This window comes from Mesorhizobium newzealandense, assembly GCF_042682145.1.
GTDB classification, from domain to species: domain Bacteria; phylum Pseudomonadota; class Alphaproteobacteria; order Rhizobiales; family Rhizobiaceae; genus Mesorhizobium; species Mesorhizobium newzealandense.
This window is the reverse complement of record NZ_JBHUGZ010000012.1, coordinates 583,187-597,707: the sequence shown is the minus strand read 5'-3', so window position 1 is coordinate 597,707 and position 14,521 is coordinate 583,187. Positions and strand designations below refer to the sequence as shown.

Sequence of the window (14,521 nt, the reverse complement as noted above, 5' to 3'; positions counted from 1 at the left end):
GCTGCGCTGATAACGTCGCCCCGCCTCGCGCACACTCTCGCGGCGGGCAGCACGGGCGCAGTCCTGGCCGCAGTAGCGCTGTCCCCGGTCGCAGCTGCGGCAGATCGTTACCTGCGAACGGCAGCGGCCGCACAGAAAGAAGCGGCCCATGAGCATCCGCGACGATCCTTTCGGAGCGCCGCGGGGAGTTCGGGGAAAAGGTCGACGGAATGCGCTGACAATGCGATAATGCAGTCGCGCACCGTCAGTGGAGCGTGACACCGAGCCCGGACTTGCCAGTTGAGATCGGTGTTACGCCGGATTGTTTCTGCGGCGCTGATTACCCGCAGATCTACCACAAGGCACGCGCATGGCGGGGTACGTCGAAAGCCGCCTCAGGGCGGCTGGAGACGTGCCCCGCGTCTATCCCTTCAACCTCCCATGATCAGCACCGCGCCGCAAAGGCGGCCGCCCGCTACAGCGCTAGTTGAAGAGCGCGCGGGCGGCCGCCTTTGCTCTTCCAGCGCTTCAGATCTTGTCGTCGTTTATCAGCGGGTTTCGACCGTCTTCGACAGTATGAAGCGGCGACCGTGATCCTCACGCGCACCAAGGCCGATAGCGCGCTGCGTATATGGGCTTCAAGGAGAAAATCGGGTTCAAGCGAGCCGCCGTCGCGGTCGCGCGCAAGCTTGCCGTGATCATGCATGCCATGCTCCGAACGGGCGAACTCTTCGAGCGCTGCATCGCTGCTGAAGCCTGACATGCGCAACAAGACGCCAGAGGCAGCGCTCTTCTGAACTGACTTTTCTATCGTTTGCGCCTACGCTGTGGACGCGCCGATCCGTCCCTGTCGGGACGCGGACAGGATCATTCCGCGATGTGGGCTGCACTTGCCACTATTCTGGTAGCAAAGTGCGTCAATTACATTGGAGGATCCGTCCCACGAAGACCTATCCTGCGGCGGGCTGTCTCGACCGCGTAAACGACCCTGTACCCGGCAAACGGCATCACCCGCACCGCAGAAGTTGAAGGCGCTTTAAAACCAGCCAAGCTTACGACGGAACAACCAAACAACCGTAGGTCGGAGAAAGATCGAATTTAGCCTTGACGGAGCTGCGATTTAAACGACCCACATCGGCGGGCCGATTGCCCCGTATGGCTGGAGAACCTGCGCCAGTCCATCGCGCTCGTTGGCACGCCCGAGCGCTGCGTGCATGTGGCTGACCAGGAGAGCGACCTCTACGAGCTCTATTGCACCGCGCAGGCCCTTGATACCAGCTTCCTCGTGCGGGTGCGGACGAACAGGCTGGCCGAGCGGCCTGCCGGTTCTGCCCCACACGATCCAGCTCATCGCGTCTCTGCCCAACTTGCGGCGGCGCCTTGGTCGGGACGTCATCGCATTACGGTCGATCACGACGAGACGACCTGGCTGCAAGTGAAGTTCGCCGCCATCAATACCTTGGCGCCGGGGGGCAAGCACAAGTGCCACAGTCCGCAAGTTCTGACTTACATCCACGCCCTCGAAGAGAATCCGCCGCCCCGGTCACGAGCCGCCGCCGGCAATAGCAGCGCTTGACGTAGCCGAAGCCCGTGGCGTAAATTCCCAGTAGCGGGCAACGGCGGGCAGCCACACGTTGAACCGCACCTCCCGTGTCGCCGCACCGTGATGTTCGACCAGCGCCTTCGGGTTGTCGAACTTTTGTGTCCCGCGCGGTTATGTGCCCTGCCGCCAGCTTTTGAACAGTATTGTAGACCTGCACGACACATAGCGTGAAGGAGGCCCAGAGCCGATCAAGATCGGAAACTTGGTCGTCGGTCCGACATTCGAACGTGTGCGATTGTGGCGCAGCAGAAGACCTGACGACCGTTCAATTCGAATTGATGGCTGATGTGGGAGCTGGAAGGCCGAGCCAATGCACAAGCAGCAGTGCCGACGGTGGCAACAGATAAAAATCGGAGCAAAATTTTGCACGCCATCACATACTCGTGCATTGAGCTGTTCGGCGCCAGCGTCAGTAAATACAAAAAAATCGATCCTGCATTGTTCTTGCACCGGTAAGAGCCGAGAGGATGTCACGTTAGCTGACGCTCCGCTGACGCCTTCGAGTGCGGACGCAATGGCCGTTCGCACATCTTGTGAATAATCCTTCCCATGCACCTGAAACCGCCTGCCCCTTTTTCCTTTCAGCGCTGCTTCTAACGGCAGGCCTGCGCTGTCAGTCTTTGAACTGCGGGCCTCGTCAGCTTCTCGTCAGCGGATGCGGGTAGGATCGTTCCTCGCTAGATGGATCTCTCAAACCACGGAGGTGAATTATGGATCCGAAGAACTTCAATCCCTTCTCACCAGATTGGCAAAACTCGTACTACGCGATGCTGGCCCAGCAGCAGGCAGGACAGGGGGGTCAGCCGGAGGAGGCCGCGCAGCGCGACTTTGAGGAGCACCTGGAAGAGGCGGGCCAGCAGGACGCTCCCGATCATGGGAGGCGGTACGGCATCGCCCCTGATGACGCGGCCCTCATCCGGAATGCGAGTAATGCGGCTTGCCAGAAGATTGCGCATCGCTCCGCAGTCGTGAACAGTTCGGGTCTCCGCAAGTTATCTGAAGCACTACAGCAGCGTTACAATTTGTCTCTCAATGGACTTAGTGACGAGTCGCTGAAGGATTATGCTAAGCAACTGTTTCCGGGTGAAGCCCGGGTCATTACGGGGTTGGGCATGCTTAGGGCGTACCGCGAGGGTACCTATGGAGAGGGTACCTCTGGGGCGGGTACCTCTGGAGCGGGTACCTCGCGTCAGGGACAGGGAAGGCGGTATACTGTCGTTCCTGAAGATGCGGCGTTAATCCATAATGCGGGTAGTGCGGCTCGCGGGAGGCTTGAGGCGCGGTCTATAACTAACAGTAGCACGAGTCTCCGCAGATTGTCTGGAAGGCTCCAGCAGCATTACAATTTGTCTCTTAATGGACTTAGTGACGAATCGCTGAAGGCTTATGCTAGGGAGCTGTGTGCGGACGACCCCAGGGTCCAGAGTGGGGTGGCCATGCTGAGGAAGTATCGGGAAACCCTTGGAGAGGGCACCTCGCATGCTGCGGAGGGCAGCTCTCGCCAGCCAGTGCAACAGCCATCACCAGAGCATGAGTCATCCCCGTCGCGAGTGTCAAGTTACAATCAAGACCAGCTTTGGGGCGATTATGATGCGGTCCAGGCGGCGCCGGGTGGCGCTTCTCCGCAGTCATCCCCGTCGCGAGTGTCAAGTTACAATCAAGACCAGCTTTGGGGCGATTATGATGCGGCCCAGGCGGCGCCGGGCGGCGCTTCTCCGCCGCCCATTTGGCAGGGAATGAATGCGCCTTCGCCAGCGCCCACCGTTAACCAGCCAGGCCCATCGGATCAAGGCGCCGGGGCATGGATTTTTGGGGCAGCACACGTGCCCAACGCGCTTCCGGCGCCGGATCTAGCAATCTACGTCCCCGGCTGGCAACACGGCGATCAGCGCGCGCCTGAGGACCTCATGCGCGGAATGCACTACATGGGCGTGCTGCCGAGCCCGTCGCAGCCGCAGACAAATTTCACCATCGGTGGCGTGCCTTACACAGCGGCGTTGGGGCCATCAGGCAGGCAAAACGACATCATTGTGTTCTACCGCCGAAACTGAACAAGCGATTGCCGCACGACAAACAGGATGAAAGTAAAAGCTGCGTCGGCCTCGATTGGGGGCCGACGCGTCGCCTATTCGCAATCACAAGTTGTAGAGCGAAAGGCTGCAAAACCCGCGTTTTGCCTACCAAGCGCGTCTCGGGCGGGGACAAATTTCCAAAAATGACCGCGCAGCTCGAACGCCTTACGCATCGTTGCGAGATCGTCGAAAGTGGAAACGAATCCTGGTGCTTCAGAGCCGCTTTCAAAGCTAGACTAAAGCCGAAAAGCCAACCTGCCGCGCCCGTTCCGGCTGTGCAATCCCGACCAGGCTCCGCCTGAACGGGCGCTCAGGGGCACGCCCTTCACCACCACAAGCCGGGGGCTCTTTTCACCCGCCAGCCGATGATCCGGCGGGCATAGGATGACGCCTTGGTGCAGGCATAGTCGAAGTCGTGAAAGGCGAACTCGCTCCCTGATCCAACCGGATGATCTTCGGATAGCCGATCGTGCTGCATAGAGCTCAGACATGCTTCCGGGAGACTATGTCGGCGAGGAGTGTGGCCGCAGCATCGCATCAACACGGCAAAGCCATCCTGCTCCCTGGTGCGTCTAAACACTTCCATTTCAGGCGTTAGTCCAGGTCGCGTTGACCAAGCGTACCCTTCTTTGTTCTGTGGGAGCGGGGAGGCCCCCTTTCGACAACGGCTTCTTCAAGTGTAGTCTCGCAATTGGCTGCTGCCCGTCGAGATGCAGGGCGGACGGCAAAAGGGCGCACGAGGCGCCCCTCCTTTCAGATCGGCTGTCGCAACCGACCTTCGCTGCGGGTATCAGAAACGGTAGGTGACACCTGCGCCTATCAACCAGGGATCGAGCGCGGCCTTGCCTGTCAGCTTCGCGCCGCCTACCGTGACGTCGAAGTCTGGCTTCAGGAAAAGCTTCTTCACGTCGAAGTTGACACCCCAGTGCTGATCCACCATGTAGTCGAATCCGACCTGTAGCGCGGTGCCGAACGTGTTCTTAACCTTGAGAGCATCGGCGCTGCCGGCATCCTGGTTATAGAAGATCGTGTAGTTCACGCCGGCACCGACATAGGGCTTGAAGGCGCCGAAATCGGTAAAATGGTACTGCAGTGTGAGCGTTGGCGGCAGCAGCCAAACCTTGCCGACCTTGCCCAGCCCACCGATCGTTCCTTGGCCGTCGATGTTGGCGTAGGTCGTGCCGAGTATGAGTTCGGCGGCGATGTTGTCGGTGAAGAAATAGGAGATATCGAGTTCCGGTGTCAGGGAGTCCGAATAGGAAAGACCGGAGCCGGGCACCGCGTTGACGTGGCCTGAATCCTCAGTGATGACCCCCAACGCGCGCAGGCGGACCTGCCAAGGGCTTGGCCATTCCGTGACCGAGGCTCCTGCCTGCGGGACGCTCGCGGCTTGCACCAGGTCCGCCGCGACGGCCTGCTGTCCCACCACAATGAGGACGAGGGCCGCTGCTACCTCCCGCGCCACGCCCATTCGCTTTTTCGCCATGATGTTCTTTCCTTGCTCTTCAGAGATGACGCACTGCACTATGAAAGATCCTGCTCGAACTTGCTGAGACCGGATGAGCCTCCTGCTCATGTTGGTGAGACCGAGCACCCGTTCTGCGTGTGCTCACAAAAATCGACCTGTGCTACTTGTTGAAATGTTGCTCTTGTTGATCCCGGCCACCTATCGACCGCTATCGGCGCGCCAGCCGATCGCACTGCGAAGGAAATTGTGGCCCAGGGCGACGAATGCGGCCCGCTCCCGATTGTTCTTGCCGTAGCCGTGCCCGCCCGCGCTGGCCTCGTAGAAGTAAGCCGGATAGCCAAGAGCCTGCAACTTTGCGGCCGTCTTGCGCGCGTGGCCCGGGTGGACGCGGTCGTCCCGCTTCGTGGTGGCAAGCAGGATCGGCGGATAGGGCTGTCCCGGCGTTGCGGCGTGATAGGCGGAGATTTCCCGGAGGAAAGTCCAATCCTCCGGCTTGTCGGGATCGCCATATTCGCCAATCCCGCCTGCGCCAAAAAGCTTGGTGTAGCGGCGCATGTCGATAAGCGGAACTGCGCAGAACAGCGCACCGAAAAGCTCGGGATAGCGGGTCAGCATATTGGCAATCAGCAGACCGCCATTTGAGCAGCCCTCGGCGGCAATCCGCCTCGACCGCGTGATGCCCCTTCGCACGAGATCGGTGGCAACGGCGGCGAAATCGTCATGCGCAAGACGCTTGCCCTCCCTACGACCCGCCTCGTGCCAACGGGTGCCGAACTCGCCGCCCCCTCGGATATTCGCCACCACACAAGTGCCGCCGCGTTCGAGCCATAGCTTGCCGAGCGGGGAGTTGTAGGAGGGTAGGCACGATATGCCGAACCCGCCATAGGCGGTGAGGTGAAGCGGAGCATCCCCGTCGCTGTACGCCGGGCCGACCTGCGTATAGGGGATCATTTCACCATCGGTCGCGACTGCCTCGTGTCGCGTGACCACTAGACCGGATGCGTCGAAATTCTCCGGGTGGCGCTTCAGGATCACTGGAGCGCCGAGAGGCGTGGCATTGAGGTCGAAGAGGAAAAGCTGCGGCGGCGTGATCGGGTCCTGAGCCGAAACGAGGACTTCTCCATTGGAAACGTGCCGTTCCGCATCGAGCGGCCAGAGAGAAACAGTTCCTTCGGTAGGCACTGTCTCCAGCGCTAGGCGTGTCCATTCCTGACGGCCGGGGGTGAACATCTCGAAACGCGGAACGAGATTGACGAGATAGGAGATGATGAGCTTGCAGTCATTCCAGAAGAAGGACTGCAGGGAGCGCCTGTCGCCTGGTTCAAAGAGGGTGCTAAAATCACGCTTTCCGGCGATGAAGGAAGAGAGCGAGATGCCTATCAGCGTGTCGGCGGCATGGGTCGTCCCTCCCACGGTCCAGGGCTTGCGCGGCTTTACCGCCAGCCAGTCGCCGAAGCCATTCCACCAGGCGTCCCGAGGAAGGTCGATCTGCATCTTCGGCCCGCTTCTGTCGCCGATTCGGATTATCTTCTCGAAGAAGGCCGGCCTCTCGATGAACCAAAGGCGCTCGCTCTCGGCGGTGCGATCCAGATGGCCAGACACGCCGAGGGATTCGGAACCGGTTTCGAAGATTACCGGCGCGGTGAGCGGATCCGCGCCACGCTTCCACAGCCGCACGGTGCGCGCGTAGCCGCAGCGGGTGGCCATGCCATCACCAAAGGCACTGGACAGCAGAAGCGTGTCGGGGTCGAGCCAATTGATGCCGCCCTTCGCCTCCGGGAGATTGAAACCGTCGGCGACTAAGCTCAGAGTGCCCAGATCGAATTCGCGATGCGCGACCGCGGCGCTGCCGCCACGCGACAGGCGCAGAACGGCTCGTTCCCGTTTGTCAGGCTCGACCGACGCGCCGCCCCAGATCCAGTCCTCGCTGTCGCGGGCGGCGAGCGCGTCGAGATCGAGCAGGGGCTCCCACTGGGGATCGGCCGTCATATAGGCGGCAAGGGTGGTTCGCCGCCACAGTCCGCGCGGGTTTCGGGCATCTCGCCAGAGATTGTAGAGGTGCTGTCCGCGGCGAGTGATAAGGGGAATGTTGTCGAGACGGTCGAAAATCGCTGTCAGGGCATCGTGATCGCGCTCGAACTGTGTTCCATCGAAGTGCTCCAAGGTCCTGGCCGACTGGCTGGCCGCCCAGTCAAGTGCCCGTTCGCCTTCTACATCTTCAAGCCAAAGATAGGGATCATCGTCGGGAGCATTCAGCGTTGGGCGCAAATCGAATGCCGTCATGTCCGGATAACCTGAAGAATGATGTGGACTGGAAAACAAGCGCAAGATTCTCCGTCGGCTCGGGAAAGCTCGGCTTTCGCGGGGGCGACCACATGTTCGGCCAGCGTGATCATGGAATGATTTCTCCTCTATCCGCGCCGAAGTGCGTATGTGGATAGTGCAGCACGTGTCGTGCCAAATGAGAAAATCGTTTCACAACAATGAGATGGCTCTGATGGCGCTGTGTCTCATGTCCGACTTTGTCGAAGACCCGACAACGCGTGCAGCCGTAGACGCATGATCGGTCTCCTGTGCGGGTTCCGTGGGCACCGCGGAAAACTCGAGCAGTGAAGCTCTACGCGAACTGACCGAGCTTCGGATCGACTTCGGCCACGGGGCAATCGGTTGCTTCTGAGGCAGATCGCCAAACCGTAGGTCGAGCTTTTTCAGGGGTGTTTTCGCATTGATGGCGCCGACCGTGGCAACATGGAGCTCTTGGCGAGCAGCGTTGTCGGATTTGAGGGCACCGGATCGTTCGCGGCGACATCAAGGGCATTGCTGCAATTTTCTCATTTCGCGGCGACGGAGAACGCAATTCACTTCGATAATGCCGAGCGCATCGCGGCGCCCGTGATCCTGGCCTACCTGTGGGCGCGCAAAAGGTTGCTTGGCGGCCTCATCCCTCCGCGCCTAGATTGGGTCGCAGGGACCAAATGGCGCTTGTTCTCTTGGATGCGTGGTTGGCAATGTGATTATAGCGCAAAGCTCTTCCGGCTATCTCTATACGGTCGACAATGCAGTTGGTGAGGTTCCCAGCTAGTGCGATAGTTGATGCGCTTAGGTCTGGGCATGCGCCCATCCGCAACCATCTGATCAAGAGCATCGTCCGAGCGAATTGCTTTCCCATGAGAGAGGCCTCGCGGCGGGAATGAGATGGCGTCACCCGCCATCATCGCTGCCTTCGAGGATGTCGTGATCGACCCAGTGCAACGGCATGATTGGTGAAGAATCTGGCTGCTCTTGCGACTGCCGACTTTGATGACAAGGCATGTCGCGGTCTGTCCAGCTGGAGATACAAGGGCCTGCACCGTCCGATGATAAAGACACCGTCCTTGTTCCGAATCTTCTGGTTCAAAAGGTGACGGATTGGCTCTTCGAAAAAGGGCGACATCGACGTGCGAATCGGGCGCCGCCGTGAGGCGCACCCCTCAATGTCGGATTTCCGACAGGTTTGAAAATCCGCCAACCAATTGCTTTGATCTGATTTCCTTCTTTGGCACGGCCTATGCGCGGGATTCTGCGAACGTATCAGCGAGAAACGTCGTCCATGATTTCATGCGCACCGAAAATGCCCGACGCCGCGGTGAAAACCGCGCCCTTGCCTGCCACCAAGCCGCCGAAAGGCCGGCGCATCATGCGCCGGCTTCAAATACGTGATGGGCCTGGCAACCGTGTCGAGTGATGGCGACGTGGTCGTGGAGGCCGGCGGAAAGGACATGCGTTGAGCCCCCCAACCCATGTCGCCACCATGACCCGTCGATTGCCACCGGTTGGAATGCTCGGCGTCTATGTTCGATAGCCCGAACGCGCAGGACAATTGTCGCAAATCCGGTCAGGACCGGAGCTCGATAACGCCCGCGAGGGGCGCAAGCCGATATTTGCCGCGAACATGCCGCCTGGCCGGGAAACACCTGTAGGAGCAAGGCAAGTGGAGCTCTCTTGCATTGGGGTCGGAGCTGGGCCGTTGAATTTGAGTCTTTCGTGTCAGATACACGACGAGCAAACAGGACTAGCAGGCTTCTCTGATTGGGGTCGTTGAGGTCAAGTTGCTCCTGCGTCTTTTTTTGATCGTGTCGCCCCGCGGGTCACTCGCTTCTCTTCGCGGTCGACGTAAGGCCGCCGCATGATGGGGTCAGTAGAGCGAGGCGTCTCAATCTGTTGAACGACCTTGGGAGAGTTCGCCCAGGATCGTGCCTGCTAACGAGATCGCCTTGCCCGTCGTCCCCACGGGAACGATCCGGATCACGTCCTTTCGGACGAAAGCTTGGTTTCTTGCTCCTTCGTTATTCGTCGCGATTTACGCCGCCAATGCGGTAGGCTCCTTGCCGAAGCGGAATTCTGTCGCATCGCTCCACACTCGAAAGATCACAGTGGCGTTGGCGGCCAAGCTGGGTCGGACATCAAAGGATGGTACCGCCCTTTGGCGATGAGTGTCGCTTCCGGACCAGATAAGGCGATTGATCCGGCCCTGTTTACAGAACCCTTGGACGCGGCTGGGGCTGGCCACTGGAAGACCACGACCTTCACCGGAGCGCTGCGGCTGACGGGCATGACTGCCCCGTTCGTCTATGACGTCGCCATGAACGGCAACGTATTCCTGGCCTATATCGAGCAGGTGCTGGTCCCGACCTGTCGGAGGGCGACATCGTCGTGATGGACAACCTGCCGGCCCTCAAGGCGGCCGGCGGTCGGGACGCGATCGAGACCGCCGGCGCAAGGCTCATGTTCCTGCCGCCCTACAGCCCCGACTTCAATCCCGTCGAAAGCGCATAGTAAGGAAACCTCTGGAGGTGAGGTTCCGCTGATACCACGCATTGGCCACAAAGCGCTGATTCTGTTGACCCAATGGATGGCGAATCGTGATGAGCCAGAAGCGAATATACATCCGCTGGACGGATTTGCCGGCAGATCGCCGTCGTCGCCTCGTAGCGCTGATCAGCAGCCTGATACAACGGAATGTGTCGACGGATCGGGAGATCGGTCATGAATGCAGAACCGAGCCTGCTCACCTTCACGTTGCCGGAAAAGATCCACAGCCGTCACAATGATCGCCAGGCCATCGTGTACGTTCGGCAGTCGACGGTTCGACAGGTCGAACACAACCGCGAGTCAACGCGGCTTCAATACGCCTTGGCGGACCGGGCATTCCGGCTGGGGTGGCGTCGTGACCAGATAACGGTGATCGATGACGATCTGGGCCGCTCGGGCGCGTCGGCGCTTGATCGGCCCGGCTTCCAGCGTCTCGTCGCGGAGGTTGGGCTCGGTCATGTCGGAATGGTCATTGGCATCGAAGTCTCCCGCCTCGCACGATCATGCCGTGACTGGCATCAACTTCTGGAAATGTGCGCGTTGTTTGATACGCTGATTGGCGATGCCGACGGCATCTACGATCCGAGCACCTACAATGACCGGCTGTTGCTCGGCCTGAAGGGCACGATGAGTGAAGCTGAGCTCCATATTCTGAAAGCTCGGATGTACGAAGGGCGCAAGGCCAAGGCGTGTCGTGGCGAACTCATCCTTGGTCTGCCGCGCGGTTATGTGCTGAAGCCCTCAGGCGAAGTGGCACTGGACCCGGACGAGGAGGTTCAAAGGGTCATACGCCTGGTCTTCGCTTTGTTTGAAAGGTGTCGCTCGATCAGTGGCGTCCTGCGATACCTCGTGGACCATGACATCGCACTTCCCGATCGTATACGGAGCGGCCCTGAAAAGGGCGACGTGTGCTGGAACCGACCTAATACGGCCACTCTCAGCGACATGCTTCGTCATCCTGGTTATGCCGGTGCCTATGTCTTCGGGCGCCGTCACCATGACGGACGCCTCCGGCTTCCCGGAAAGCCGCATAGCGGCCGACGCTTCGTTCGCGATCCACAAAAATGGATGGTGCTGCACCAAAACGCACATCCAGCGTACATTGACTGGCAATCCTATGAGCGGAATCAGGAACTGATGGCGGCAAACCGTTCTCGATATACCGGCGTCCCGCGTGGTGGCGCAGCACTGCTTGGCGGCTTGATGATCTGCGGCGTGTGTGGCCGCAAAATGGTGACCGGCTACAATGATGACGGACGGGAAGCGCGCTATAGCTGCAGCTATGAGGCCACCACCTATGGCGGTCCACGGTGCCAGTCGATCAGCGCCCGTCCGGTGGACACATGTCTGGCCGCGTTGATTCTTGAAGCCCTTTCGCCGGCAGCAATCGACGTCAGCCTTCAAGTTGCCGAGGATATCGAACTCGAACGACAGCAGCTCCATGACGGCTGGAAGCAGCGACTGGAACGCGCAGATTATGAAACATCACTCGCACGTCGGCGCTACGAAGCTGTCGATCCTGACAACCGTCTGGTCGCGCGGACGCTTGAACGGGATTGGGAAGCAGCAATGGCGACGAAACAGGCGCTCGCGGATGATCACCAGCGGGCCCTTGCGCGCCAACCTGAGCGGCTAACGGCGGAGGAAAAGGACACGGTCCGCCGGCTGGCAGAAGATGTGCCTGCCCTGTGGAGGGCGCAGTCCACTACATCACGCGACCGGCAAACCATCGCCCGTATGATGCTCGATCGCGTCGTCATCCGGGTGTTTGGAGAAACCGAGCGTGCCGAGGTAAAATGCCACTGGGCCGGAGAGATCGTGACGACGCATCCGATTGTCCGAACCGTAAGACGCTTTGAACAACTGGAGCATCACGACGAAATACTGGATCGGATCGCGGCGTTGCGTGCCGAGGGGGCGACCGCTCGACAGATCGCCGACGATCTCAATGCGAAAGGCTGGACGCCTGCGAAGAAGCCAACGTTCGACGCGTTGATCGTCCAGAAGCTTCTGGTACGAAAGGGACTTGGAAAGAAGCGACCCATCTGGTCCGGCAATGTTCCCCGTCGCAATGCCGACGAGGTGACCCTGCAGGAACTCTCCGAACAGCTCGGCGTCCATCGCCAGACCGCCTACGGCTGGCTCCGGCGCGGAAAGCTCAAGGGGCGTATCGCCAAAGTGGGGACACAACGTATCTGGCTCGTCAGCCTGTCTCACGCCTCAACAGGAATCCGGACTGGAGAGTCATCATGACAACACGATCGAGATGGCCTTCTCAAAACTCAAGGCACTCCTGCGCGCCAAGGCCGAGAGAACCATCACGGCTCTGTGGGACGCGGTCGGCTCGCTCCTTGATCAGTTCACGCCAACTACTTCCAGGCCGCCGGATATGACCAAGATTAAACAGGACGTGCTCTAGGAGCTCTGCGGTCGCAATCATCGCCTCAACACCGCCGGCAGGCAGGAAGCCATCGGTGGTCGTGGCCGCGATCGCGGCGGATGGCCGCCTTCCTGTGGGTCAATGGGCAGGAGAGAGCCGTCGCAATCGATCGATAATGGCGTGCCGGGCCTGCAGCAGGTACCGCTTGCTCAGCGCCGTCTCCGGAATTATGGACACAGATTTCCCCGGAGAAGCTGGTTCATCCGCCATTCAAACGTTCAGACCCGTTCAGTGTCGTCCGATACCTGACAATGTCGGATACGCAACGCAGCAGACTCTGATCTATCGGATGTATTTGAACGCCTTTTTGCTTTGGCACAGTACATGCAAGGCTACAGGCAAACCGCGTTCGGGCTGAGGAAGTCGTCCCACGGCCACGAAAACCGCTGACTTACGCCACCTCCCAAGGCGTACCCGGCCCGGCAGTGAGCTCAGTCTCCTGCCGGGCATCCGATGGTGCTGTCTGGGAAGTGGTTGGAATTGGGAGTCGGCGTAGTCTCCGGGGATGTCAAACCTGGATCATCCGGCGTTAGAGCGCCGGAAAGGAGACCACGCACCACCGAGATCACGTCCCGCGGGTGACCTCGATGCCGGCGAGGACAAGACGGCGGAGTGGAAGAGCAAGGCCTTGCGCGCCTATCAGCGGCTCATTCCTTATCAAGAAGAGACCCAGGCGAGGGTCACGCCGCCATTTTGGGAGCGCCTACTCTTCTGGTTTTGATGAAAAACGTGATCTGGTCAGAAACACAATCTGGATAATACCAGAAATTATTACGAAATAATGCAGAATTAGGTAGCAACTGCCACCAAGTTCAGCCCCCACGAAACGTGCCAGTCTAGGGGCGACATCTGTCGTTCGGCGTATCAGGTGAACCGATATTAGACGGTTCTATGGCCTCTCGACGATGCTCGAGCATCGCTGGCGAATCCAAGATGTCTCCAAGGTAGTCGATGTCGACCCCGGCGACGCCGAATTCTGAAAAAATGTCCTGCCATCTTCCGATCCATCCGGCCACTTGGTTCCATTCGTGCTGAGCATCCTCTTTTGACATGCCGAAGTGAGGCGCCGCCGCCATGGCGTGTGTGATACTGAAGTCGTTCAGAAACCTGGGGTTCGGAGAGATCTGGATCGCCTGTTGTCCGAGACCGTTCATTTGCGTCGGAATGTCGAAAGCCGGCGACAGCAGCCATCCGTCCTCGGTATGGAGAAAGGCGTGGTTCTTCGTGTGATCGTCAGTGTTGTCTATCATGATGTTGAACGCCATTCTGCGGAATAGTTCTCGTTGCATCGATTGGATGCAGTCGGCGACTCCATGGCGCCGGATGATCGCCGCGATGGTGGCATAGCTGTCGTCGGCCTCCGAGGCCAGCATCGTGCGTGCTGAAACAGCGTGGACGCGCAGACCTCCAACACGGTCAAAACGACGGACCGTCAGAATATGATCGATACCGCCGGGGATGACCTGTGACGATGCGACGTGTAATCCGGCTCTGCGCGCCAGTTCCATGCAGGCATGCTCGACAAGGAGTTGATCCACGTTGCTGCCGCGAGGAAACTTGGCGATCCACTCTTCTCCATCAGCTTCGATCAGCATCTTGGGGTGGGCGCCGCCCATGCTGCCGGCGCTGGCGATGAGCTGTCTTTCTCGCTCGCTGAGAGGTTCACGCTCGAGGACGCGTGCAATCAGCGCCTCCGCTTCCTGAAGGGAATCCACACTCATGAGCGGCTGTTCGTCGACGGGACGATATTCATCGAAGCTGGAAGACATCCCAAGCGCACCGAAACGGCGGTCGCCCGCATACCAGAGCTTGTCGAGTGGGCTCATGCGCGAGGGGCGAGAGACGACCCTGATCATACGCTCCCCCCAGCGATCCGGCATAGCGTCTTCGATTGCGCCAGGAGTCACCATGTCCCTCAAGGGAGCATGCACCTTCTTGTCATGGGTGAGATCCGGAGAGAGAGGGAATCCCGAACGCCTCCACTCCTCATCCAGTTCAAGAAGGCATCTCCGATTGCCCGCCTCGAGCTTCACCCGGCCGACGAGGCGCGGCCCGATCGGATTTTCGAGATACCAGACCGCAAGAAAGTTTTCCCGGAAGTCGTTCAT

At 59.7% G+C, this 14,521-nt stretch carries 8 protein-coding genes and 4 pseudogenes; 6 read left to right on the top strand and 6 right to left on the bottom strand.

The features are described 5' to 3' along the window. Window positions 1-554 precede the first annotated feature (554 nt). Window positions 555-739 (top strand): annotated as a pseudogene (locus ACFSOZ_RS19365) (IS110 family transposase); the annotation flags it as partial. 360 nt (window positions 740-1,099) lie between these two features. Here ACFSOZ_RS19365 and ACFSOZ_RS19360 read toward each other — a convergent pair. Both ACFSOZ_RS19360 and ACFSOZ_RS19355 read right to left on the bottom strand, forming a co-directional pair. Next, window positions 1,100-1,330, bottom strand: a complete 231-nt coding sequence (locus ACFSOZ_RS19360; RefSeq protein WP_378976379.1) for a hypothetical protein — start codon at window positions 1,328-1,330, stop codon at window positions 1,100-1,102. 204 nt (window positions 1,331-1,534) lie between these two features. Beyond that, window positions 1,535-1,672, bottom strand: a pseudogene (locus ACFSOZ_RS19355) (IS21 family transposase); the annotation flags it as partial. A gap of 195 nt (window positions 1,673-1,867) precedes the next feature. Here ACFSOZ_RS19355 and ACFSOZ_RS19350 point away from each other — a divergent pair. Next, complete coding sequence (locus ACFSOZ_RS19350) at window positions 1,868-2,038, top strand: hypothetical protein (RefSeq protein WP_378976381.1); 171 nt, start codon at window positions 1,868-1,870, stop codon at window positions 2,036-2,038. A 281-nt stretch (window positions 2,039-2,319) separates the two neighbouring features. Here the strand turns inward: ACFSOZ_RS19350 and ACFSOZ_RS19345 are convergent, their stop codons facing one another. Beyond that, window positions 2,320-2,538 (bottom strand): hypothetical protein, encoded by a 219-nt coding sequence (locus ACFSOZ_RS19345; RefSeq protein WP_378976383.1) that lies wholly within the window; start codon window positions 2,536-2,538, stop codon window positions 2,320-2,322. A 951-nt stretch (window positions 2,539-3,489) separates the two neighbouring features. Between ACFSOZ_RS19345 and ACFSOZ_RS19340 the strand changes: the two genes are divergently transcribed. Next, complete coding sequence (locus ACFSOZ_RS19340; RefSeq protein WP_167481036.1) at window positions 3,490-3,633, top strand: hypothetical protein; 144 nt, start codon at window positions 3,490-3,492, stop codon at window positions 3,631-3,633. 811 nt (window positions 3,634-4,444) lie between these two features. Here ACFSOZ_RS19340 and ACFSOZ_RS19335 read toward each other — a convergent pair. Together ACFSOZ_RS19335 and ACFSOZ_RS19330 are read right to left on the bottom strand one after the other, a co-directional pair. Continuing rightward, window positions 4,445-5,140: an OmpW/AlkL family protein gene (locus ACFSOZ_RS19335; RefSeq protein WP_095085157.1), complete on the bottom strand. Its 696-nt coding sequence runs from the start codon at window positions 5,138-5,140 to the stop codon at window positions 4,445-4,447. Between the two features lie 180 nt (window positions 5,141-5,320). Next, on the bottom strand, window positions 5,321-7,405 hold the full coding sequence (locus ACFSOZ_RS19330; RefSeq protein ID WP_379100451.1) for a prolyl oligopeptidase family serine peptidase: 2,085 nt from the start codon (window positions 7,403-7,405) through the stop codon (window positions 5,321-5,323). Between the two features lie 2,260 nt (window positions 7,406-9,665). Here ACFSOZ_RS19330 and ACFSOZ_RS19325 point away from each other — a divergent pair. From ACFSOZ_RS19325 to ACFSOZ_RS19315, 3 genes and pseudogenes are all read left to right on the top strand, one after another. Further along, window positions 9,666-9,934, top strand: a pseudogene (locus tag ACFSOZ_RS19325) (transposase); the annotation flags it as partial. Between the two features lie 213 nt (window positions 9,935-10,147). Then, on the top strand, window positions 10,148-12,226 hold the full coding sequence (locus ACFSOZ_RS19320; RefSeq protein WP_379100449.1) for a recombinase family protein: 2,079 nt from the start codon (window positions 10,148-10,150) through the stop codon (window positions 12,224-12,226). 1 nt (window position 12,227) lies between these two features. Beyond that, window positions 12,228-12,376, top strand: a pseudogene (locus ACFSOZ_RS19315) (IS630 family transposase); the annotation flags it as partial. Window positions 12,377-13,249: 873 nt separating this feature from the next. On the opposite strand, the gene ACFSOZ_RS19310 reads toward ACFSOZ_RS19315, so the two are convergent. Next, window positions 13,250-14,521 carry a type II toxin-antitoxin system HipA family toxin gene (locus tag ACFSOZ_RS19310; protein WP_379017098.1) on the bottom strand — a complete coding sequence of 424 codons (1,272 nt, stop codon included), beginning with the start codon at window positions 14,519-14,521 and terminating at the stop codon, window positions 13,250-13,252.